Origin of the sequence: Paenibacillus sp. NPDC093718 (genome assembly GCF_050279985.1) — a bacterium.
GTDB lineage: Bacteria > Bacillota > Bacilli > Paenibacillales > Paenibacillaceae > Paenibacillus_AQ.
Genome location: NZ_JBNNUS010000005.1, coordinates 14,106 through 37,277, shown reverse-complemented (window position 1 = coordinate 37,277; position 23,172 = coordinate 14,106). Strand labels below are relative to the sequence as shown.

The 23,172-nt window shown below is 50.9% G+C and carries 13 protein-coding genes; 5 read left to right on the top strand and 8 right to left on the bottom strand.

The window, feature by feature from the left end; genetic code table 11:
• Positions 1–49 precede the first annotated feature (49 nt).
• Positions 50–961: a carbohydrate ABC transporter permease gene (locus tag ACQKPA_RS15990; protein WP_427493598.1), complete on the bottom strand. Its 912-nt coding sequence runs from the start codon at positions 959–961 to the stop codon at positions 50–52.
• 88 nt (positions 962–1,049) lie between these two features.
• The gene (locus ACQKPA_RS15985; protein WP_427493597.1) at positions 1,050–1,961 is read right to left on the bottom strand and encodes an ABC transporter permease; all 912 of its coding nucleotides are present in this window, start codon (positions 1,959–1,961) and stop codon (positions 1,050–1,052) included.
• 299 nt (positions 1,962–2,260) lie between these two features.
• Here ACQKPA_RS15985 and ACQKPA_RS15980 point away from each other — a divergent pair, with 299 nt between their 5' ends.
• Positions 2,261–4,552 (top strand): AraC family transcriptional regulator, encoded by a 2,292-nt coding sequence (locus ACQKPA_RS15980; RefSeq protein WP_427493596.1) that lies wholly within the window; start codon positions 2,261–2,263, stop codon positions 4,550–4,552.
• A gap of 248 nt (positions 4,553–4,800) precedes the next feature.
• Here the strand turns inward: ACQKPA_RS15980 and ACQKPA_RS15975 are convergent, their stop codons facing one another.
• From ACQKPA_RS15975 to ACQKPA_RS15965, 3 genes are all read right to left on the bottom strand, one after another.
• Positions 4,801–5,379, bottom strand: coding sequence for a TetR/AcrR family transcriptional regulator (locus ACQKPA_RS15975; protein WP_427493595.1), 579 nt, complete (start codon positions 5,377–5,379; stop codon positions 4,801–4,803).
• A 32-nt stretch (positions 5,380–5,411) separates the two neighbouring features.
• Positions 5,412–6,236, bottom strand: coding sequence for an SDR family NAD(P)-dependent oxidoreductase (locus ACQKPA_RS15970; RefSeq protein WP_427493594.1), 825 nt, complete (start codon positions 6,234–6,236; stop codon positions 5,412–5,414).
• 551 nt (positions 6,237–6,787) lie between these two features.
• Entirely contained in the window at positions 6,788–7,306 is a 519-nt protein-coding gene (locus ACQKPA_RS15965) for an AAA family ATPase (protein ID WP_427493593.1), read from the bottom strand.
• Between the two features lie 1,088 nt (positions 7,307–8,394).
• Between ACQKPA_RS15965 and ACQKPA_RS15960 the strand changes: the two genes are divergently transcribed.
• Positions 8,395–10,293, top strand: coding sequence for a WD40 repeat domain-containing protein (locus tag ACQKPA_RS15960; RefSeq protein WP_427493592.1), 1,899 nt, complete (start codon positions 8,395–8,397; stop codon positions 10,291–10,293).
• On the opposite strand, the gene ACQKPA_RS15955 is transcribed toward ACQKPA_RS15960, so the two are convergent.
• The 3 genes from ACQKPA_RS15955 to ACQKPA_RS15945 form a co-directional block, all read right to left on the bottom strand.
• A complete protein-coding gene (locus ACQKPA_RS15955; protein ID WP_427493591.1) occupies positions 10,266–11,654 on the bottom strand; it encodes an extracellular solute-binding protein in 1,389 nt (462 codons plus the stop codon). The genes ACQKPA_RS15960 and ACQKPA_RS15955 overlap by 28 nt on opposite strands.
• A gap of 161 nt (positions 11,655–11,815) precedes the next feature.
• The gene (locus ACQKPA_RS15950) at positions 11,816–12,820 is read right to left on the bottom strand and encodes a zinc-dependent alcohol dehydrogenase (protein ID WP_427493590.1); all 1,005 of its coding nucleotides are present in this window, start codon (positions 12,818–12,820) and stop codon (positions 11,816–11,818) included.
• Between the two features lie 53 nt (positions 12,821–12,873).
• Positions 12,874–19,170, bottom strand: a complete 6,297-nt coding sequence (locus ACQKPA_RS15945) for a polysaccharide lyase family 8 super-sandwich domain-containing protein (protein ID WP_427493589.1) — start codon at positions 19,168–19,170, stop codon at positions 12,874–12,876.
• A gap of 245 nt (positions 19,171–19,415) precedes the next feature.
• On the opposite strand from ACQKPA_RS15945, the gene ACQKPA_RS15940 reads away from it, so the two are divergent.
• The 3 genes from ACQKPA_RS15940 to ACQKPA_RS15930 all read left to right on the top strand — a co-directional run bounded on the left by ACQKPA_RS15940 (position 19,416) and on the right by ACQKPA_RS15930 (position 22,927).
• Positions 19,416–21,026, top strand: a complete 1,611-nt coding sequence (locus ACQKPA_RS15940; protein WP_427493588.1) for an extracellular solute-binding protein — start codon at positions 19,416–19,418, stop codon at positions 21,024–21,026.
• An 81-nt stretch (positions 21,027–21,107) separates the two neighbouring features.
• The gene (locus ACQKPA_RS15935; RefSeq protein ID WP_427493587.1) at positions 21,108–22,070 is read left to right on the top strand and encodes an ABC transporter permease; all 963 of its coding nucleotides are present in this window, start codon (positions 21,108–21,110) and stop codon (positions 22,068–22,070) included.
• Positions 22,064–22,927 (top strand): carbohydrate ABC transporter permease, encoded by an 864-nt coding sequence (locus tag ACQKPA_RS15930; protein WP_427493586.1) that lies wholly within the window; start codon positions 22,064–22,066, stop codon positions 22,925–22,927. Before ACQKPA_RS15935 ends, ACQKPA_RS15930 begins: the two co-directional genes overlap by 7 nt.
• The last annotated feature ends 245 nt before the right edge of the window (positions 22,928–23,172 follow it).

Sequence of the window (23,172 nt, the reverse complement as noted above, 5' to 3'; positions counted from 1 at the left end):
CTTCAAATCTTCGTTATGGAAAGATGACTTTTTGAACAACCTCTTACACTTAACCTTTCACCGAGCCGAGGGTAAGACCTTTGACGAAATACTTCTGAACCATCGGATAGACGAGTATGATCGGGCCGATCGTCAGGCATACAGTTGCCAACTTGACCCCTTCCGCCGGCGGCAGCGTCAGCACATTGCCGTGATTGAGCGACGTGAGCTGCATCTGCGACATGAGCTGTCGAAGAAGCAGCTGGAGCGGGTACATATCGCTGTTATCGATAAACAGAAGCGACAGCCACCAATCGTTCCAATATTGCAGCGCATAGAACAAGCTGATCGTCGCAATAACCGGCGTGGAGATCGGCCGGATAATTTTGAAGAAGATCGTCCACTCCCCAGCGCCGTCCATGTTCGCCGATTCGTTTAGATCATAAGGCAACGAGCGATAGAACGAGACCAGGATAAACGCAAAGAATGGATTCATGACATAGGGGAGCACAAGCGCCCATAGCGTATCCTTCAGATGCAGCCACTGAACGACGAGAAGATAGAAGCCGACGAGCCCCGAGCCGAAGACCATCGGCACATAGGTCATGAACGAGAGGAAGCCGCCGTATCGGTTCTTCGGATGGGCCAGCACGTAAGCAAACAACGCAGTAACGACGAGGCCGATGACGGTTCCGATGGCTGTTACTGCAATGGTGACCCCATAGCTGGTGAACATTTGCTTGCCTTGAAGGAGGAAGCGATACGACTCCAACGTGAACTCATCTGGCCATACGGAGTATCCATTCAGCGCCAAGCTTCGGGTGCTGGCGAACGAATTGATGACCATCAGCCAAAAGGGAAACAAACAAACCAGCGCAAATAGAATCAAAAACAGTCCAAACAAGAACACCGCCATTTTATCGGAGAATCCGTTTGTCCGTCGGACTCGTGTGGGCGAGATCAGAGCAACCGGACGATTCATATGGAATTCACCTCCCTTTGGATGTCGCAAAATTAAAGTGCGTGTTCAAAAAGTCAGTTCATGGAAGGATGACACTTTGAACAACTTCTTAAAATAGTCTGGAGTCTTTATCGATTTTGCGAACCAGCGCATTAAACGAAACGACGGCGATAAGCCCCATAATAGACTGATAGAACACGATAGCCGATGACATGCTAAAATTACCAAGCTGTCTTAACGCCCGATAGGAGTATGTATCGATGACATCGGTCGTCGGGAATAGAATCCCGTTGTCCCCGATAATTCCGTAGATCATGCCGAAATCCCCGTAGAAGATCCTTCCGACTCCCAAGAGGACGAGAATGATGATTTGCGGCTTCAGCAATGGGAGCGTAATGAACCTCATCTGCTGCAACCTCGTGGCTCCGTCCAGGCGTGCGCTCTCATAATAATCGGTGGAGAAACCGGTAATGGCAGCAAGCAGAATGATAGAGTAGTAACCGGCGCTCTTCCAGATTCGCGTTAAGGTTAGAATAATCGGCCATACCCACGGGGTCTGGTACCAATCGACAGCTTGAAGTCCGCTCATGCTCAGCACACGGTTAATCATACCGTCCGTGTTGTTGAATAGAATGAATGTCATATATCCTACGACGACCCAGGAAATGAAATAAGGAAGGAAGACGACGGATTGGATCGTACGTTTAAACCATTTCAAGCGAATCTCATTCAGGAAGAGAGCAATGAGAAGCGCAAAGACCATCTCGAAAATAATGAACAGCGCATTTAAATAAACCGTATTGACCGTCACTTGAATCCAATCCCGATTGGAGAAAAAGAAGCGAAAGTTATCCAGCCCCACCCAATCACTGCCCCATATGCCTTTGCTGATCTGAAAGTCCTTGAACGCTAGCAGATGTCCGGACAGAGGAATATAGGAGAAGACAACGAGAAAGACGACTCCCGGTATCGCCATCGAATACAAGCCCCGGTTCTGTGCAAGATCCCTAAACATTCTCAATTTATAGTATCCCTCCATTCGATCTGGTCTGTCCGATGTGGCCATATCCTGACAGTGTTTATTATGTACGGAAGGAGAAATTCGGAATAGTCCTCATTGTGTCACAAAGGGTACTCAACTTAAGGATTGTGCGGTAATCGGGCTTTCGGTATCATCTTAATTTCTACTTTGTCAAAATGAGGACTTCACACAAGGGTCAGGATATGATTGAGTAAGGAGGTCCCGGTTCGTTTCTTATATCGAACCGTTACGTTATACCCTTAAACCGTCAATCCATCAGCAAGGGGTGCTGGCATTATATGAAGATCAAACCTATTTTACAGAAGACATATTTTCGAACCTTTCTATTACTAACCACCGTTCTGATCTGTTCCATAATTCCTTTCGTCTATTTACTGTCTGCGGAATTCGCAAAATACACCATGCTGGAGGTACGCAGCAATTCGCAGAACGAAGTCAATAACCTGGCTTCGAAGGCCGAAATGATTCTCGGCCATTTGAAAGCTTACGGTCTCAGCATGTACGCCGATCAGAATATACAGAACTGGTTCTTCAATACAAGCAAAGATCCACTCATCGACCATGCTGCGCTCGTCGCCCAATCCAACTTCATGTCCACCGAACCGCTCATCCAGCGATCCTATCTGATTAATTTGAAATACAGTCTTGTCGTCGATTCCAAATCCGGAATCGTTCGGACAGAATCCTTTGCCGACCAGAGCATGCTGGAGCGTGTGGAATCATTCCACCGCCAATATTTGCGCTTCTTTAATCATTCGCTGGATGGCTCGGACTCCCTGGCCCTTATTTTGCCTGCAACCCCCGAGAAGCCGTCCGACTTCTATCTCGTACTCCTGATCGATAAACCGCTGATGTCGAAGCTTCTTTTCGGCCAAACGATCTCCTCGGAGCAAGACATTCGGATTCTCGATGACCATGGGCAACTTCTTTTGGGCGTGCCTAATCCCGCGCTGAGCGGACAGCTTTATCAAGCGAGCCGGGAGCAGCAGGACAGCGATTTTCAAGTTCGACTCCCCCATCAGAGATGGTTCGTCAATACAGCCAAGCTGACTACTGAAAATTGGTCGGTATACTATTCGACCGAGTATCATATTTTGACACGCCATATATCCTTATTCCAGAAAAAATTGATAACGTATACATTGCTGTTATTGGCAATCCTCTCCGCGTTGTTCTTCTGGAGTTCTCGCCGTTCCTTGCGTTCCATCACCTTCCTGTCGGAAAAGCTGAAGGGAAAGGTTGCATTCGCAAACACCACCTCTGATGCCAAGCCGGATATTCAATGGATCAACGACGGCATCGATATGCTGCTGAACAATGTGGAACAGCTTCATGCATCCATGAGAAACCAATCCGAGCTCGTTCGAACGGAGTTTCTCGCCCAGTGGATGCTGCACGGGACGCCGGGTACCAAGAGCTACGAATATATTCAGACCCGGACCAAACTGGCCTCCTGCGAAGTTCTGTTTTTGGCCGTCCTTCGGATCGAAGCGTATACGGTCTTTTGCGAGCGTTACGACCTCCCTTCCCGGAAATTGATCAAGTACGCCATACGCAATATTAGCGAAGAAGTGATTGGCGCAGGTTCTTATGCGGCCGAAGGCTTGGATATGGGCGGAGACCATATCATTCTGGTTGTTGGGGGCCATGCATCCGGCGGGCTTCAACTACAACGTCTTCTGGAGGAGACTCAGAATCAGGTGGCACGTATCCTGAACGTGGATACAACCGCCGCAGTCAGCAATGCCTATGATTTCAGCGCCAATATCCGAAACATTTATGATCATATCTACGAATTGACGAAGCTGCGATTTCTTAACGGAGAGAAGCAAATTTTTCTGGAGAGCGATTATGAAGAATTTATGGCAGGGTATCCTTCTGCGTCTGAGGCACTTGAGACAGCCGAGATCATCAAGTCGATCCGCCGCGGCCGTCCGGAGACCGCGCTCGTTATGCTGCGTCAGCAGATGAAGCACGTCCATGAGCTTCCTTATCGCGACTGCAAGCTTAACCTGACCTACTTTACCTACGATTTGCTCAAAAACTTCAACAAGTCCAGCGTCCTGCACGAGATCAGCAGCATCCATCAATTACTCGAGCGGTACAGCACGCTGTCCGAGTTTCAAGCATGGCTGGAGAGCATCGTCACAATGCTTGCGTCCGAGACCGAAGTTCCGAAATCTTCAAGCCGCAAGGAAGAAATTGTCCTGGAGATCAAAGAGTACGTGGACAACCACTTGCAGGATGCGCAATTGTCGATCGAGCAGGTAGCCGACAATTTTTCATTCTCCGTGAGCTATATCCGGCAGCTTTTTAAAGAGATCATGAACGTGTCATTGTCCGAGTACATCCTTCAGGAACGAATCGAGAGAGTGAAGGAGAAACTGATCTCCAGCCAGCTCTCGGTGCTGGAGATCGCAGATCAATGCGGCTTCATATCCAAAGGGCATTTTTTCTCCGCATTCAAGAAGTTCACGAATCTTACTCCGAAGCAGTATCGGGAAATCCACGGGGACTCCGCCGGTAAAGATATCGTTCCTCCCAGCTTATTATGGAGAAGCGGCAGCTAGGTATGCTTGTTCCGCAGGAACAAGCTCGTAAGCAGTTACTAGGTACCCTGTGAAAGATATGGGAATTTCAAGGTCACGGGACACTAAATCGGTCACTCCGATTAGCATTAGTTCAGCGGTAACGGCCAAAAATGCTCCAATCGTCAAAAGGTATATTCCGAATCGACTCATGTTTTCCCCAACCTCTCTTTCGGTCATTTTTTAATGATCACTAAAATATATGTAAAAAAAAAACCGGGTATAGTCTTTCAATCGAGAATCGAAAGGGTCACCCGAACGATGTCCTCCAGCACAGTCATATCAGAAACTGTTTTGGCTGTAATAACCAATCCCCCATGCGCATTGTTCAGAAATCGAGCAAGTGCGATGAGATCTTGCTGGCTCTTATTGATCTCTCCCTGTTCCATTGCCCGTGTTAAAGCGTGGTAATAAGCACGTTCAATGCGTATTGATTCCTGATCAATGAATTTCGCAATTTCGGGATCATGCGGTGCCAGTTCAACACAAGTATTAATCATGAAACATCCCTTTTTTCGATCCGTATCTGTAGACGTTGTGATCATATCCCGGAAAACTTTAATAATAGCTTCTTTCCCCGAGGGCGCCTTTTCTAGAATATTAATTATTGTTTTTTGATTGGCGTAGTGTTTGAGAGCTGCAAAGAACAATTCACGTTTACCGCCATAAGTGTTATAAAGACTTTGCGCCTTGATTCCGACGTAGTCAACCAAATCTTGAATAGAGGTGCCTTCATAACCGTGCTGCCAGAAAACATCCATAGCTTTGGAAAGGACTTCTGTCGTATCGAATTCTTTAGGCCTGGCCACCCGTACTCACTCCTTTATCAAGCATTTTCCCTTCAATGAGAAAGCAGTTCCTGGGTGATTTCATAGAGCCGCGTCGCGCTGTCTTTGTCGAAGTATTTGTGCTCAACGCTGATCCGCTTGCCTTCCACGAAAGCGCTTAGCGGTTCCGCGGGCGGAGAGTCCATAAGGTCGATAATTGGAGCGATGCTCTTCTCCACAGGCTTCCCGAATTTCTTCATCGCAGTGATGTGAGTGGCGGTCTGCGCGTCGTACTCACCCGAGAAGCCGGTTGATGTCATGCCCGGCTTGAACAGTACGTATCTAGTTCTGCCCGCATTGTGCCTGTAAGCGAAGTCTACACCGAGCAAATCGTTCAACTTCCCGCCTTGAGCCAACGCTATGCCTCCGTTGTAGCCCTGTTTAAGTTCAAGATCATCCCAATGCATTACGGACATATCGGCACCGGGACCAGCCACATTCATGATAACCGGGTTATCGGCTTTCTCCAAAGACTCGACCATACCATGACTAAGCAGAAACCGACTCAGGTAAAACAGAGCAAAATTCTCCTCAAACCCTTCCGCTGTTTCGAACCGAATCGTACGATAGTGACGCGCGCATAGTACGATCACGTCTACTTTGGAGAACTTGGTCTTGATCTCCTCGATAACCTTCTTGTTCTCATTAATCAAACTCAGGTCTGCCGGGATGAAAGAAGTTCGTGTGTTGGCATCGATTTCGATTGCAGCGTCGAGAAACACCGTCCCCTTTTTCGTGTTTCGGCCAATGACGATGACGTTATCTCCTCGGTTTAGATCGTGAAGAGCGAGCGCCTTGCCTATCCCGTCGGTTCCACCAGAAATCACAATATTCTTCATCTGGCACCTCCTTGCACCAATTATTTTACTCGTTTTTTAACGATCATTCAAGAAAAAAATAAGGCAGCGATGCGGTTTTCATGTTCCGTACGTTGAACTGCACTACACTGCCCGTTTATGTGTCTTAGGTTTCTTTACTCTTCTGTCCCTTGAACCAAAATTAGGTGCATTAGTGAATCATTACTTGGGTGCATACTCCCAAGCGAAGGTACTGTCAGAAGAGAATGAGCTGCCAACATCGAAACTTCTGACACTTTTCTTTCCCGGCTTGGGGAAGCCCCCTTATTTAGGGTACGATTCAGCGTGATTGATCTTCAACTATCCTGCCCGTTAGCTTAATGAATTAGTGGGTGACAACCGATTAGTTATATACCTAATCGGTAATCGGTACAATTTCTTGTCCTTGGCTCGGGACACGACCTTGTGCCGATAAAATACAAAAGTCGCTAAAATAGCGACTTTCAATGGGATTATGTTCTTGTCCTCCGACAGTACAATTTCTAATTAGTAATAATGTTTTATTCCACTAAAGCATCCGTTACTTGTAGAAGTCAAAGTCTGAATTGTTCAAAACGGTTCCTCAAATCATTTATAATCTCTATTGGTTGTTTATTCGTTGTGTTATATAGGTATTTTTTATTCGATACTTTATTCTCAAGTTCGTCCAATAAAAATAAAGAACGTTTTATTAAATTTTCATCTCCTCTTTTAACTAATCGCTTAACAAGCATTTCTTCATCTGCTCGCAACACAACATAATGAATATGTAAATCAAATTCAGAAAGTTGTTCACAAAACCACTCTAACTCATTTTCAACAACATAATCGATAATAATATTAAGATTATTTCTAATAAAATTCTTGGTTAGCGAAAGAATATTTTCCCATATTAAGGATAACTGATCTTCCCACGATGGTTGCTCTTTACCAATAAACATTGAATGAATTAAATCACCTTCTATTCGAACGACCTGTTCAATCTCATCTGCCAGTCCCTTTGTAATAGTAGATTTACCAACCCCACACGGTCCTGAAATGATATAAATTGACTTATTAATTTGATTAATCATTTTTTAATTTCCCTTCTATTACTTGATAGATAAATAATATAAATAATTTCAATACTCCTCTTCAACAATCCTGCCCGTTAGCTTAACGAATTAGAGCAGTGAAAAATAGTTATATATTTATCTAATCGGTAATCGGACTATGTTCTTGTCCTCCGACATGTTTCCATTTTGGTGCAACAGCAAGTCATGCCCCTTTTTCAGCAATGGCTAGCCATTGGTGGAAATAATTCAAAATTAATTCTGTCGTGTAACGATTCAGAATTTGATGAAATACTGGCCTACTATCAACATCACAAAGATTCATTTGAGAACTCAGTATTTTTTTATGAATCAATCTTCTTTTCGAATAACTTTTTGACATATGATTTTCCATCATATCCGTTAAGGTCACCATGCTTAGAATTGCTATAAAACTAAGGTGTTTGAAGTAACGTATGTTTCCATAGCACATATGCATTGTACCTGCATCATTCTCAAGTCGGTAGCCCTTATTAAATCCTTCGGGGAAAAAGTATCGAGTGTAACTCCATCCACGAAGGGATAAATGTTAAAAGAACTTGTAGCTCAGATCACTTTGCGTGCAGTATATGTTTCTCCCGTAGTCGTACGAACTTGAAAAACACATGATTCTTTAGAAACTTGCTCAACACGTTGATGAAAAGCAATTGGTAATTAAAAGTGAGACGCGTAGTTTTTTAGGTACTGAACAACCTCATCTCGATTGGGGTATCGATCACCTGGAGACGGTATGGATAGTCCTGGTAGGGATGAATATTTAGCTGGCGAAAACAGCTTTAAACTATCGTAGTAATCCGCCCACGACCCTGCAGCTTCCCCACTCGCTTCCAATAATTAAGATAAACCTCTTTGTTTCAGGTGGTAGCCTGAATGCTAAGCCCGATTGCCCGCCACCAATGACTAGGACATCTAAAGCATGTTTCATTGTGTTTCTCTCCTCCTACATTATGTATGGTTATCGATATCAATTAGGATGGTTAGAATCTGGTTTACGCTTCCCTGAAAGGGTTTACATTCACCGCTTCCTCCCCTAAACTAAACGGTATAAAGAACCGGGGAGAGTGACAAATATGGGATTGTTGAAACTGGGAGAGCCCTTGTCGGCGTTCAAAATATGCAGCGCGGCTTACCGGCCGATGGAGGACGGCGGGTATCTCATCTATACAGTGGCGCAAGGCAAGCCGTGCAAATTCGTTGCGATCGACGCGCGGACCGGACAATGTCTGACCAGCTTGCCGCTTACGGGCTCCAATCACTCCTGGGGCATATGCGTGACGAGTGATGGGTCGATATATGTCGGCGGCGACGGTTTTCTGTACCGATACGATCCTCGGCATAATACCCTTGAACATTTGGGGCAAGCGATCGATGGAGAAATCTATTTTTGGAGGATGGCGGCCGACGAGGAAGGAAATGTATATGGCGGCACCTACCCCGGCGGAAAAGTGTTCCAATACCGTCCGGCCGACCACGCGTTTCGCGATTACGGCTCCTTGGTACCGGGCAATCAATACGCCCGAAGCATGGATATCGGTCCGAACGGAAAATTATATATTGGGACCGGTGCCATGGAAGCCGCGATTATAGAGCTCGACACGGCAACCGGAGAGACAAGCACGCTGCCGATGCCGGAAGGAATGGAAGCAAGCACGTTCGTGTACGACCTCGATGTGCATGAAGATAAACTGTTTGCGCGGTATACGGAATCGGCGGATCTGCTCGTGTACGATCTGACGCAGCGGCGATGGGTATATCGCATCGATCAGGCGATGGGGCTTGACGTTTCACCGCCTGGCGAAGACCGGCGCGTCTATTTGTTCCGCAACCAGAAGCTGCACTCCCTGCATCTGGATACGTTTGAGCTTACCCCATGCCCTCTTGAGCATGACGAGGGCGCTTGCGATCTCGGATGGATCGCGTGGTCGGAACCCGGCTTCCCCGGACAAAGCTTGATCAGCATGTATTCCGGAGGGTATTTCGTCTATAATCCGGTCACGCACAGCACCAAACATTGCGAAGTCGAGCTCGCCGGCTCCCCGGTCGGCATCCAGTCCATCGCACTAGGCGGCGACGGGAAGCTGTATATCGGCGGTTATTTCGCGGGCGGATTCACTTCGTACGATCCGGTAACCGGTGCGTTCGGCCCTTGCGAGCGATTCGGCCAATCCGAAAACCTGTTCTGGTTCAGGGACAAGCTTTATCTTGGCGTGTATCCAGGGGCCAGGATTTATCAATACGATCCCAACCAGCCATGGGAGCATGGCGTCAATCCGCGGCTGCTCTTTTCCCTCAAGCGGCACGGCCAAGACCGGCCGTTTGCATTCGCCGCTGCCGGCGACCGGCTAGTCGTCGGAACGATACCCGTTTACGGTAAATTGGGCGGCGCCATCGCATTCTACGATCCTGACTCGGACCGATATGAATGCTTTGCCGAACCGGTGCCGGAGCATAGCATAATCGCGCTCTGCTATGCGGACGGCTTGGTCATCGGCGGCTCCTCCGCTTTCGGCGGCTTGGGATGCCCGCCCAGCGGAACGGACGGAATGTTGTTCGTTTGGGATATATCCGCCAAAGAAACGGTATGGGTAGGCGTGCCGGTCCCGGGGGAAAAGGCGGTTTCCGCTCTTGTCGCCGGTGAGAACGGAATCATATGGGGAATGACCACGGGCAGCTTGTTTGCCTTTAACCTGGGCGAGCGCAGAATCGAGCGTGTCATCGATCTGTTCCCGCCTCTGAACTGGGACGGCCTCGATTTGTTCTGGAGAGGCGTCTATCTTCAATATGAAGAGAAAACCAACATGCTCTACGGCAACTGTCTGGAAAAGCTGTTTCAATTCGATGTTCGCACCGGGGAACTTCAGGTGCTGGCGGAAGGCGGGACGCTGTTTGCGCGAGATTCGGGGAATGAAGGCACGATCTATACCGTGAAAGGAACCGGGCTTTATGAATTTCGCCCGGCCCGATCCTGATTCAATAACGCTTCGATACTGGCGACAAGCTTCTCTTTGCTCCGAAGACCCGACCAATAGAGCTTGCATTCCGACAGCATGTCCTCCAACTGCTTCAGCGTAAGTCCCGTGTCGGTAAACGTGCTGAAGCTTGGAATAATCTCCTTATACATCTGATAGCGGCTCGGATATACCGGCACCCCGGTCCATTGCGCAGCTTGCTTATGGGCAGGGATGCTGAACGTTTCCTTCCGGACAATGCGCTGGGCTTCGTCCGATACGAGGAAATCGACCAGCTGTTTGGCCGCGGCCTTCACTTTTGACCGTTTGTGAATCGCAAGACCGATCGTAAGATTTAACGTATTAAAGCTGTTCAAATGAGGAAGCGGAGCCACGTCGAATTCGAAATCCGCTTCCTTCAAACTGTTAATGGAAAAGTACGTCGTAATGATAATGGATACCTGCTGCTCCTTAAACAGCCGTTCCGCCTCATTGTTGCTTGCGGACAGAAGGAGCGGATATACGCCGGGCTGATACACAATGTCCCGCACCTTCTCAATGCCGTCCAGCAGCCTAGTTTCATGAACGCGGTATCGCCCGTCTTCGTCTCTCCGGAACACTTCTCCGCTCTGAAGCAGAAACAAGATCCACCGATTCGGACTGAGCAGATGATAATAAAAGCCGAACCGCTCGTTTTGAATCGTTAGCTTGGAAGCGGTCGCGATCAGGTCATCCCATGTCCAGCTGCTGTCCGGCTCCGGAAGCTGAAGCTCGGCAAAGTGCTCCCGGTTATAACAAAGAATAACCGGAGAAAAGATGAACGGCTGAGCATAAAGCCCGTCTTTATATTGAAAAGCTTTTCTCAGAAAAGGGTACATCTCTTCAAACGGTTCTTGCGGCTCCAGCAACTCTACCGCCTGTTCCTCTATAAGGTCCTGATACAAATACGTGTTCATCATAATCATGTCGAGCATGTCATGGGCCAGCAAATCCCGCACATACCCCCGGGCATCGCTGATTTGAATCGGCTCCACCCGAATATGCGGATGCCGCTTCTGAAATTCATTCAATAAATAAGGAAGCTCCCCTTGAGAATCAATAATTGGATAATAGCCCAGTCGTATGACGATTTGGTCTTCACTGGAAGGCGCCTTGATCCGGTTGCCGACTCTCGGAATCTTCTCTACCAATCCCTCTTCTACCAATATGTTCAAGCCTTTGCGAACGGAATTGTTACTGAGCTGGAACTTCAGGCTTAAATCCAGTTCCGAAGGAAGATAATCTCCCACCGCGTAATGGCCGGCCATTATCTGTTCCCTCAGCATCCCTATCATCTCTTCCAACCGCTTCCTGAACGTTTTTCTGCTCTGCTTGTCAGACATCCGCCCGACCTCCGATCCCTATTTTCATCAGCATCATACACAAACTGAGGCCCGCTTGCAAGCGCGCCGATTGCAAAGCCCAAACGGCCCTGCACGATGTGGAGCGCAAATCGCAAAAGGCGCCCGCAAACGGGCGCCTTCGCTTTACGCTGCATGATAGCTCAGTACGAGATAACCGCTCCAAGGATCCGGTCCGGTCTGGATGTATAATCCTGATAGATATCCGCCGCATGAGGCAAAGACACTTGTGTCGTAATTAGCGATCCCACCGATATTCGTCCTTCCGACAAGAGGCGGATGTATTCCTTCATATTGCGGCCTTCAGTCCATCTGACGAATCCGATCGGATAATCGCGTCCCTCCCTTTCGTATTCCGCGTCGTACCGCCCCGGCCCGCCGGCCCGGGAAATCACGACCTCCGCTTCCTTCTTGAACATTTGACCGCGGCTGAATTCCATCACCATATCCCCGACGATGACGATTTTCCCGCGATCGCGAATCCAATCGAAGCTGCGATCCAGCAGCTCTTTCTGAGAGCCGGAGGCACAATGAAGGACGGCGTCCGCGCCGATATTGCCCGTCACACTGCCAATGGCCTCCTCTACCTCCTGGAAGCTTGCGCATACCGTAATGCCTGCGACCTCCTGAAGGGTCTTTCGCCGCTCCTCGTATAAATCGACGGCAATGACTTTTATGGCGGCGGCATGAGCGATTCGGGCGATCAGTTGGCCGATGACGCCAAGTCCGATGACAACCGCGCATTCGCCAAATACGAGACCCGACTGACGCAAACCGTGTATGGCAATGGCGCCAAGACCGGCGGCCGAAGCTTCCTTCAGGCTGACATGGTCGGGAACGGGGGCGATCAAATGCTTGGGCACCAGCAAATATTCCGAATGGTTCACGTACGGCGCGCCGTAGCAAGCCACCTGCTGGCCGACGCGAATATCCGTCACCTCGCCTGCGACCTCCACCGCAATACCGGCTGCGCTGTATCCAAGCTTGCTTTGCGTCCCTCCGCTTCGATTAATGATCGATAATTCCGTTCCGGGGCTCACCATGGAATAACCGGTTTTCATAAGAACGTGATTCGGCTTAATGAGCGGCTTATCAATCTCGATAATTTTCACCTGTTGTTCATAGGTTACGACGCTTTTCATCATCATCAGTCTGGTTTCCTCCATTTTTTATCGTTTATAAGCTAGCGTTCTTAAAAAACTCAGGAGTTCAGCAACGCCAAGGCGTCCCGGATTAAAATATCCGCTTCCTGGGCCGCAATATGCTTCCCTCTTTGCGCCTCAACATGATGCAGGAATGCTTGCAGCTCCCCGCTGCTTAACTTCAAGCGAAGGCTGTTCGCAATCCCGCTGTTATCAATCGCGCCCGATTCTTCAAACAAGTCGACCAAGCGGCTGAGCGCCTCGGCGCTCGTCTCCGTATGGAAGACCACTTCGACTTGATGAGAATTACCCGCCATGTCGCTTGAGCTGACCGAGAGCGTATGAGGACCGGGCTCGAGCAGATACAACAGAACGTTCTCATCCGGAGCAATTGGCTGGCCGTCAAGCAGCAGGGCGGTGCGCGAGCTGTCCGGTCCCGATCCTTCATCATGCGTTACCACCTGCAGATCGAGCACTTCATCGTTCGAGTAAACCGCTCCGGTCACAACATTAACCTGAGCGGTCGGCGGGGTTCGATCAATCCGGAATGCTGCCTCGCGTTCCGCTTCCATATGTCCGGCCAGGTCCACCGCGCGATAGATCAGACGGTACTCCCCGTCAGATTCGAATGCCAATTCGGCGCTGTCCGTCCCCGCGGTCAACCATTCTGCGCCACCGTTCAGGCTGTATTCGATCCGGCTCACGCCTGACAGGTCGTCGGTCGCGCTAAACTCGATGCGTACAGACGACGCATACCAGCCGTTCGCACCGTCAGGGGTTTCAGGCAGCATGGTCATCACGGTAACCGGAGCCTTCAAGTCGGCAACTGTCCGCACAACAACTTCAACCTCAGGCGCGCGAACAGATATCCCGCCCGGCTGTAAAAATAGCTCAGCTGTATACACGCGCAGCGAACCCGTCACGGCTTCCGCATCTTCCTTCACGCGAAAATTCAAGACAGCCGCCCGCGAGTTCCCGCCTGCGGCGCCGCTGCTGTTCCATGTGAGGATTAGCCGGCCAGGTAAGCCTTCTTGTACGGTATAAATCTGTCCCGACACATCCTCCGCTGAGCCTTCATACTGAAACAGCGTTTCGTCGTAAACAAGAACAGCCCGTTCCGGTCGCACGACGGAGCCGGAGCTGCCGGCTTTTAGTCCAAGCGTCGCTTGGAACAGCTCACCGCTCCTAACTTCTTCCGGAGCGCCAAGCGTTAAGCCGGGCATTTCCTCGGGTCCCGGCTCTGAAGCGCGGTCCTCCTCCGTAATGACCCTTACATTATCGAGAAGCAGCGTTCCCATTAAGGCGTTGCTGAAAAATTGCAGCTTGTCGATGCCCGCGCTGCCTTGATTGCGGAAGGCGAATCCGTCTGCCGCGAGCGTACCGTTTATATATAAATCGTAGGTTTTCGACTCCGTATCCGCCACCATTCTCATATGGTACCACTGTCCCGCTTCATATGGCATCAGCGTCTGAGCCGAGGCGCCGTTATAGGCCTGAATCGTGCCGTTATTGACGAACAGGATGACGGCCGTGTCGCGACCCGCAGCATCCTTGATATACGGCGCACCGAATGTCTGAATGCGCTGCTCTGGCCTTACCCAATACTCCACCGTAACCTCGCCCTCCAATGGATCGAACACCCGGATCGCCGCCGTCTGGCCTTCCTTTGTATTACGAATGCTCAAGCTGCGGTTGTCTTCGTCCGGAATATCCGCCAGCGTAATCTCCCCTCCGGTCTCATTCAGCTGCCAGCCGGAAGGCACTTCGCTGCCGTCGATGTTGAAGCTGTCGTTCACCGTATAATCGAACGCCGTTTCCGCTGCAAGGGTCAGCTTTGCTTCATCTGGCTGCGTCCGGACCGATACGCCGTCCGGCAGCAGATACAGCTCGGAAGAGAACAGCCGGATCGTCGTTTCCGTAGAGCCGGGTGCTTCCTTTACCCGGAGGTTCAATGCCGGGAGACTCTCGCTGGCCTCTGCATGCGCTCCATTCGTCCAGGTGATGACAAGCTCGCCCGTTCCACTGTTGAACACATCGTAGGCCACGGCCGGATCGCCTGCCGCCAGCCCTTCGAAGTCCAATGCATTCTCGTCATAACCCAGCACCAACCGTTCCGGCTGGATCTGGTATCCCATTGTGAGGAGATCGAGCTTCACCTGCACGGCCTCGCCCGGTCCCGCTTCTTCGGGCGCATCGAGCGCGATGGAAGGGCTTGATCCCGGCGGCGGAGCTTCAAACTCGTCGTCCTCCGAGATGACGCGAACATTATCAATATGCATGGCTCCAGCCAAAGCGTTGCTGAAGAAGAGAAGCCGGCTGACGCGGCCGCTGCTCGTATTGCGGTATCCGAAGTTGTCTGCGGCCAAGTGGCCGTTAATGTATAAATCGTAGGTTTTGGCATTGGGGTCAAGCTCAACCCGCATATGGTACCATTTTCCTGCCTGATAGGGGGTTACCACCGTCGATGTCGCTCCGTTAAACGCCGTAATATTGCCGCTGTTATTGAACAGAATAATCGCGATATCCCGATTGCCCGCATCGCGGATATACGGTGCGCCAAACGTCTGATTGCTCTGCTCGGGCTTCAGCCAGAACTCGACGGCCGTGTAGCCGTCAGGAGCATCGAACAGCCTGGTGGCCGAAGTCGAGCCGGCACCCGTATTGCGAATGGTCAAGCTTCTATTGGCCTCGCTCGGCATATCGGACAGCTCAATTGTACCGCCGGCCTCGCTAAGCGACCAGCCAACCAGCGATTCCGCATTCGGGACGTTAAAATGATCACTCACCGTGTAAGGCGGCAGCACTGTGTCCGAAACATCACTGTTTTGTTTGTCCTGCGGCGACGGAGCCGGCTCCATCCGATTCGCAAGTCCCGCTGCTACCTCATCGATGACAAATTGCCCTCCCGCCCCGGCTTCAAACCGGATCGCGTGAACCGCTGCCTGCTTCGGCATTTCCAGTCTTGCGGCTTTCCTCGCCTCGTCAATGTACACGTCGTAGCTGCCGGCTTGCGTATCGATGACCAGCTTCACCTTATACCAGGTATTCGCAGCGTAAGACTGCAGATTGGCGAAGGAGGAACCGTCGCTGGCCGTCATCCGTCCCTTGCCGTTCATCGATATGCGTATCGCCTGCGAATCCCCGGCAGCAGGCAGCAAGTCGATATGCATCGGCACAGATGCTTCTTCCGATCGAATCCGGAACTGCGCATAAAGCAAGCCGTCCTGCGCTTCAAACGGAATGCTGGCCGTTAATCCGGCTGAGCCTCCGGACAGCCGAAGCTCCCGATCGTTCATCGCACCCGGCTGCTCCAGGACGATTGCCGAGCCGCTCGTCGGCTCGAACGTCCACCCCGGAGGCTGCTCCCCGGGGGCCGCCAGGTCGAACGGCTGGTCAAGCACCGCCGTCATCGCTTCGCCGTAACCTGGCTCCTCGGGCGGAACGGGCCCTCCGGACGCAAAGCCTCCCTCAATGACAAGCTGTGGAGCGCCATAGGAATGCTCCTTACTGTGAAGCGCCAAATTTACCCCCTCATAATCCGCGCCCGTTACGACAAGGGTCGCCGTTCGGTCGCCCGCCAATTGGCTGCGCACGTAATCCGTCACATCCCATTCGTAATACCGCTCCATGCCGTTCACCATCACCGAATCCAGCGGTCCGGTCTCTTCAGCGGGCGCGTTCAGCCATGTCATATCCTGTTCATTCCAGCCATCTCCTGCGCCAAGCACGTTCAGCACCGCGGACGTGCCTTCTGGGTTATAGGTCTTTGCGCGTAACACGGCCCTGTTCACCGTCTCCACCGAAGCCAGGTCGAACTTCATGTACGCTTTCCGATTTTTCCTTTCGTTACCGTCGTCCTTGGCCGACATAGTTGAGGCCGATCCGAACGGCTCCGCCGCATCGTCCCCATTATGGACGGATGCGTCCGCAACCGGTGATAACGCAAGCCTAGGCGGCGTTTCTACGCCTGTCTTCGAGAACGTTATCGATTGTGTCCGTCCCAAGCTGCCACCCGTCTGAACGGCCAGCTTGATCGTCGGCGACAGGCTCAGCACTTTAATGGAAGGGTCGGAAGCCACTACATCGGCAGCGGAGCGATGAATTTCCACCTCGATGACGCCCCTGTTCTCCTGCGTTGGGTCGGATACGGCTACCTCCAATTCGTCCCCCGTTTCCCGCACGGCTACCGCCGACTTCTTATCAACGGTAATCAACTGATCGACCGTGCGCTTCACGTCTTCCCAGAACAATGCCGACGTCAGCTGCAATCGATTCTCCTTCACCGCATGGACGTAATCGTTCTGCTCCAGAATCGTCACATCCGGCTGTGTCGAATAATCCGCCACTTCGCCGGCCGTGCGGTTCGGAAGCAGCGTATAAGCGTAAGAGCCGCCAGTCGGATTTTTGCCGTGATCGAACCATAGATTCAAAAATCGGTTCTTATAGACGGCCCGGTCCGTCGCCTGGTTGGACACATCTCCCCAAGTACCGCTCCTCTCCTCCCGTAGCGCGTGAACCTTCGTTCCTTCGTTCGGGAATACGTACCCGGTGCCCGAGCCTCCCGCCGGACCTTCAAGATGAATATGCCGGACATCGTCCAACGCCGCGCTCCAGCCTAGCGTCGATGGCTGAAGTTGTCCGTTGACTGTCAGCGCCTCTCCACCACTCCCCTTCAGTTTCCGATTCTCGATAACGGTCTCGATCGTCCGATCATCTGCGCTGTCAATATCCGACCCGAGCGCCACAATCTCGTTATCGAAGGCAAACCATGACTTTTTGGCGCTCAGCGTCGTCCGGTATCCTTCCAGCTCCATGCCCGAAGCGCCGTATTCGCCCGCTATTTCCACGCCGCCGACCCAGCTTTTCGAGCTGAGCTTGTTGCTGTCCATCTCCGGACGATCATATTCGGCGTCTACGGTAATCCCCGGAAGCCGCTTCATATTCACCGTCGCCCAATAATTGTTGTTAAATTGCAGATCGTCATCGTCGTAGAGGTAGGTCATCCCCGACGACGTATACCAGCCCTTCTTGTTCTCTCCGTTCACCGTTTCAAAATCGTAAATCCGGTTCGAGAACATGCTTAGGCCGAATGCGTAGCCCGGGCGCTGCTGAACAGCCCGGTCCATGCCGGCATACTGCATGTAGACCGGCCGGACCGCCGCCGGAATGGACGCGTCCTGTACAATCTCGTTCACGCGAAGCAGCATCGGGATCGAGGCGTTATCGCGATAATCGGGCACCTCCTTGCCCAGCATCCACGCTTTGATCGCCTGTTTGTACACGGAAGCCCGTTCGGGTTCTGCGAACTCGCTCAGGATCAGCAAGGAATCGATCAGCTTGTTGCCTTGTACATGATCGCTCGCCCCTTGCCTCGCTGTTGATCTCCCGTTAACCATATCCATCAACCGCCCGTTGTAGACAAGAGGAAGATAGCCGTCATCCGTCCATTGGTATACATTCTCCACGCGCGGGTCGGTCAGCTCCCAGGACGAGCCGTCCAATAAATACATTAATGTAATTAAAATACTGTACTGCTCCAGTCCGTACGTCCCGTTATACGCGTGCCTGTCATGGGAAATGAAGGAGCCGTCCCTGTACCAGCCGTTCCCTTCCTGAACATAGGGGTAGATTAGCGCTTCATAATCGCTCAGCCGGTCCCGGACAAGCGCCAGCCTGCTGCCGTCCTTCACCAGTATGCCGCGCAGCGCGATCGGCAGCGATTCCGACAGCCGATTCGCTCCATATGAAGGAACGACAGACAGCGCGTACGTCGTCGGGTCATTCGCGAACCGATGGACGGCATCCATATAATGGTCCACCCTTTCCGATCCCAGCTGCTCGTACAGCAGCGTCGTAATATTGCTCAGGACGGTCGGTATGTTAATTTCCCAATGATGGTAGTTGACCTTCCAATCCAATTGCTCGTTATACTGATTCTCGGATACCCAGTCCAAGCCTTGAATCAGATCGCTGAGCAATGCAGCATCTCCGTGCAATGTCGAACCTTTCGTGCTGTAGGCCAGCGCCATGCGGTACAGCCGCTTATAATTCTCGTAAATATAAGACGAGCTGGGGAATTTGGCTTCTACTGCATCTTCCCATAAGTACGTTCTGCCTTGCTGCTTGTTCATGCTGTCCCAAGCGGATTGCCCGCCTGCCGAGATCGAGTCGATACGAGCCTGCAAAGCAGGATCTTGAACGGGAAGACCATACATATCCCCGCCGGTAAGATAATTGCGCCACTTCGCCCTTAACCGGTCGAACTCGTCCTCGCCCGCCCCCGAGTCAGCAGCTGCGGGCTTCACCAGCACGAACACCATCGCCACCATGAGCATAAATGCAATCACGCGCTTCATAATCCACCTCCATTTAGTTCTTGACAGACCATTACGATATGCATATTATCTAATTGACAAATACATTCTAATAAACAATTGAAAACGCTGTCAACACTAAAATTATCTACCTACTGCATTATATCTAATTCACATTTAGTTTTCATCCTTTCTTGTTGAGAGTGCATTACAACATATATAAGCAAGACGTCTCTCATGCAATTGGCTTCAATGAAGACCGCCAGATTAAAAAAGGAGGAGCACTTATGTCAAAAAAGATGTTTTCTGCAGTACTGGTTTTGACGCTTCTAATCTCGCTTCTTGCAGCATGCAGCGGGAACGGCAACGGGAATAACCCGCCTTCCGCTAGCCCTGACGGGCCGACTGCGCCGACCGATTCCGGCGGCGGGCAAGCGACTGTCGCCGATTACGGCGATACTGGAGGTCTTGTCCTCCCGCTCGTCGATAAACCGGCCACGATTAAGATGCTTGTCGTCAGCGATTCTACCAAGCTGAACGAGAAGTGGGCCGTCCAAGAGCTGGAAAGGAGAACCGGTGTTAAGGTCAACCTCGAGTTTTACTCCACCGCCACGTTCAAAGAAAAGCTGAACTTCATTCTGGCTTCCGGCGATTTACCGGATATTATTCACGGGCCTACGCTCGCGGAGCTCAACGACCTCGGCGGCAAAGGCGCCTTCGCCGCAATCAACGATTACATCGACCAGCTGCCCAACTTCAAAGCACTTTACGTAGACAACCCGGACAACAATTGGGTGATGAAATCTTACTCCGACGAAAAAGGAAATCTTTACACATGGCCGACTTACGGCATTAACCGCGAAGTGAACCACGGCTTCCTGTATCGCAAAGACATTTTCGACAAACATAATATTCCGCTCTGGACCAATCAGGACGAATTTTATCAGGCGCTGAAGAAGCTTAAGGAATTGTATCCGGGCTCCGTCCCGTACTCTTCCAAGACTCTGGCGACCATCTTCCGGGATTGGGGTTACAGTTGGGGGCTCAGCGGTTACCCGAATAATTACGACGAGGAAACGAAACAATGGGAGTTCTCATTCACTCAGCCTGAATTTAAGGAAATGCTTGATTTCATGAAGAAGCTTTACAATGAAGGACTGCTTGATCCGGAGTTCATGACCGATACGTCCGCCAACTGGACAGCCAAGATGACCAGCAACAATTCATTTGTCACCTACGACTGGATCGGCCGTCTCGATATGTTCGCGACACAAGCGAAGGACGCCATTCCGGACTATAATCTCCGGTACGGCAACCCGATTGGCCCATCCGGCAAAACGCTCAGCCTGCCGACAATTACGACGTACGGCCATGCAGTGACAAAAAACAAAAACACGGAAGTCTCCATGAAACTGTTGGATTACTTGACAAGCCCGTCCGGCGCGGAGCTGATGACGGTGGGCCAGGAAGATGTCAACTACGAGTTTGACGAGAACGGCAGACCTGTTTATCCGGAGCTGAAGGATGTCGAGCTGGTCGATATCAAAGCACTGGAGGATAAATACGGCTTATGGACGCAAGGCTTCTATGTCCGCACCGACACCCGCAGCGTCTACTACAACTTCACCGAGAAAGAACAGGAAGCGCAGGATATGATGAAGGACAAGAAGCTTCCGCTTGATCCGGTCTTGAAATTTACCGATGAAGAAACCTCCACAATCGCAGAGCTCACGCAAACGCTGCAAAAGGCGGGCGAGGAATTCAGCGCGAAATACGTCTTAACCGCTTCTCACGGTCAGGCGGAATGGGATGCGTGGCTTCAGCAAGCAAAGAAACTCGGCGAGGACGATTTTGTCGGTGCCCACAATGCGGCGCAAGCGCGTTATGACGCCGAGTAAGGAGAGCTAGACACTGCGAAGATGACCGTACCCCCTCCCTTATTCGGGTGTACAGTCATATTTGTTCAAGGAGGTATGTCGATGAATCCGAAGATGAGCGCAAGCGAAACCCAGCCGTCCAGAGCTAAACCGTCCTGGTTCCTCTCCCAGCTTCAGAACATGAAGAGAGATCGGCAGTTTTTGCTTATGCTGCTCCCTTGTATCGTGTTTTTCATTTTGTTCCGTTACGGTCCCATCTACGGACTCATTATCGCGTTCAAAGACTATAGCGTTTTTGAAGGCATTCTGGGCAGCGAATGGGTAGGCTTTGAGCATTTCCGCACCTTTTTCAGCAGCAACGATTTCTGGCTCTTGTTCAAAAATACCCTGCTCCTCGGGCTGTACAGCTTATTGTGGGGATTTCCGTTCCCGATCCTGTTCGCCATCTTATTGAACGAGGTGCGCAGTAAGCGTTTCAAAAAGTCGGTGCAAACGTTCAGCTATTTGCCCGCGTTCCTGTCCGTTGTCATCGTCTGCAGCATGGTGATTGACTTCCTGTCACCAGGACGCGGTCTGCTGAATCAGTTCCTGCAATGGATCGGGTTCGAAAAAATTTACTTCATGATCGCGCCCGAATGGTTCCGGACCATCTACGTCGCTTCGGATATTTGGGCTTCGATGGGGTATGAAGCGATCATTTATCTGGCCGCGATCGCCGGCATTAACCCTTCACTATACGAAGCCGCCAAGGTGGACGGCGCGAAACGCTGGCATCTGATGCGTTACATTACGTTTCCGTCGATCATGCCGACGATTCTCGTCCTATTTATATTGAAGGCGGGCGCCATGTTCCGAATCGGCTACGAAAAAGTGCTGCTTCTGTATAATCCGATGACGTACGAGGTTGCGGACGTATTCTCGACGTATGTCTATCGAAAAGGTCTGATTGAGCGCGACTACAGCTACGCAGCCGCCGTGGGCATATTTGAAGCCTTAATCGCTTTGATCATGCTCGCGGCTGCAAATCTGATTAGCAGAAGAATGGGAGGTAAAAGCCTATGGTAGGAGAAAAAAGATGGAGTCTGTTCACGATCTTCAACACGCTCGTCTTAACCGCCGTAGCGGCCGCCACGCTGTACCCGGTCATTTATATCATCGCCATCTCGTTCAGCGAATCTTCGGCTATCGCGCAAGGCAAAGTGTTTCTTTGGCCGGTAGGCTTTAATTTCGATTCATATCGCTACATCTTCTCGGAGGATCGCATTCCTTCGGCCTATTTGAACACGATCATGTACACGGCGCTCGGCACGCTCATTAATCTCGTAATGACCGCCGTTGCGGCATACCCGCTGTCCCGCCCCGGTTTGTTTTGGCGCAAGTTCTTTGTCATCGGCATCGTCCTGACGATGTTCCTGAACGGCGGCATGATCCCGACCTATCTCGTCGTCGATAAGCTGGGGCTTCTGGACAGCATCTGGGCCATCGTCCTTCCAAACGCCATCTGGACGATGGAGCTGCTTATTCTGAAGAGCTTTTACGAAAATATGTCCGAATCGCTGCGGGAATCGGCTATATTGGACGGAGCGTCGGAGTTCCGCATCCTATGGAGCATCATCATCCCGCTTTCGAAGCCCGCGCTTGCGTCGATCGGACTGTTCTATTTCATGGGACACTGGAACAGCTATTTCCTCCCTATGATCTATCTCAACGATGTAGACAAATATCCTTTGCAAGTCGTACTTAGGGATATGCTGATCCTGCAATACGCGGAGGAATCGCAAGTCGAAGGAACAAAGGCGTTGACGCCGGACGCGATAAAGAACGCCACCATCTTCATCTCCATGATTCCCGTGCTGCTGATCTATCCGTTCGCCCAGAAGTATTTCGCCAAAGGCGTCATGCTCGGTTCGGAGAAGGGATGACATTGCAGCGATAAAGAAAATACACCCTTTCGCTTGCCGGTATACCGGCAAGCGAAAGGGTGTATTTATTCGTATTATTCCATTTTTGGAGGAAATCGATCATCGAACGAGCTTCGACTTTGCCTGCCGCGGTTGTTCTGCCGAAAGTGATGCTTACGTCATTCGCAATTAAGATTTTCCCCACGAAAAAGCCGCATAGAATTCGACTTTCACTATCCTGCCCGTTAGATGAACAGAAAAGCAGT

Coding starts and splice junctions, on each gene's coding strand:
- ACQKPA_RS15990 (WP_427493598.1), bottom strand. CDS start 961: ATGAATCGTCCGGTTGCTCTGATCTCGCCCACACGAGTCCGACGGACA.
- ACQKPA_RS15980 (WP_427493596.1), top strand. CDS start 2,261: ATGAAGATCAAACCTATTTTACAGAAGACATATTTTCGAACCTTTCTA.
- ACQKPA_RS15970 (WP_427493594.1), bottom strand. CDS start 6,236: ATGAAGAATATTGTGATTTCTGGTGGAACCGACGGGATAGGCAAGGCG.
- ACQKPA_RS15965 (WP_427493593.1), bottom strand. CDS start 7,306: ATGATTAATCAAATTAATAAGTCAATTTATATCATTTCAGGACCGTGT.
- ACQKPA_RS15960 (WP_427493592.1), top strand. CDS start 8,395: ATGGGATTGTTGAAACTGGGAGAGCCCTTGTCGGCGTTCAAAATATGC.
- ACQKPA_RS15955 (WP_427493591.1), bottom strand. CDS start 11,654: ATGTCTGACAAGCAGAGCAGAAAAACGTTCAGGAAGCGGTTGGAAGAG.
- ACQKPA_RS15950 (WP_427493590.1), bottom strand. CDS start 12,820: ATGATGATGAAAAGCGTCGTAACCTATGAACAACAGGTGAAAATTATC.
- ACQKPA_RS15945 (WP_427493589.1), bottom strand. CDS start 19,170: ATGAAGCGCGTGATTGCATTTATGCTCATGGTGGCGATGGTGTTCGTG.
- ACQKPA_RS15940 (WP_427493588.1), top strand. CDS start 19,416: ATGTCAAAAAAGATGTTTTCTGCAGTACTGGTTTTGACGCTTCTAATC.
- ACQKPA_RS15935 (WP_427493587.1), top strand. CDS start 21,108: ATGAATCCGAAGATGAGCGCAAGCGAAACCCAGCCGTCCAGAGCTAAA.
- ACQKPA_RS15930 (WP_427493586.1), top strand. CDS start 22,064: ATGGTAGGAGAAAAAAGATGGAGTCTGTTCACGATCTTCAACACGCTC.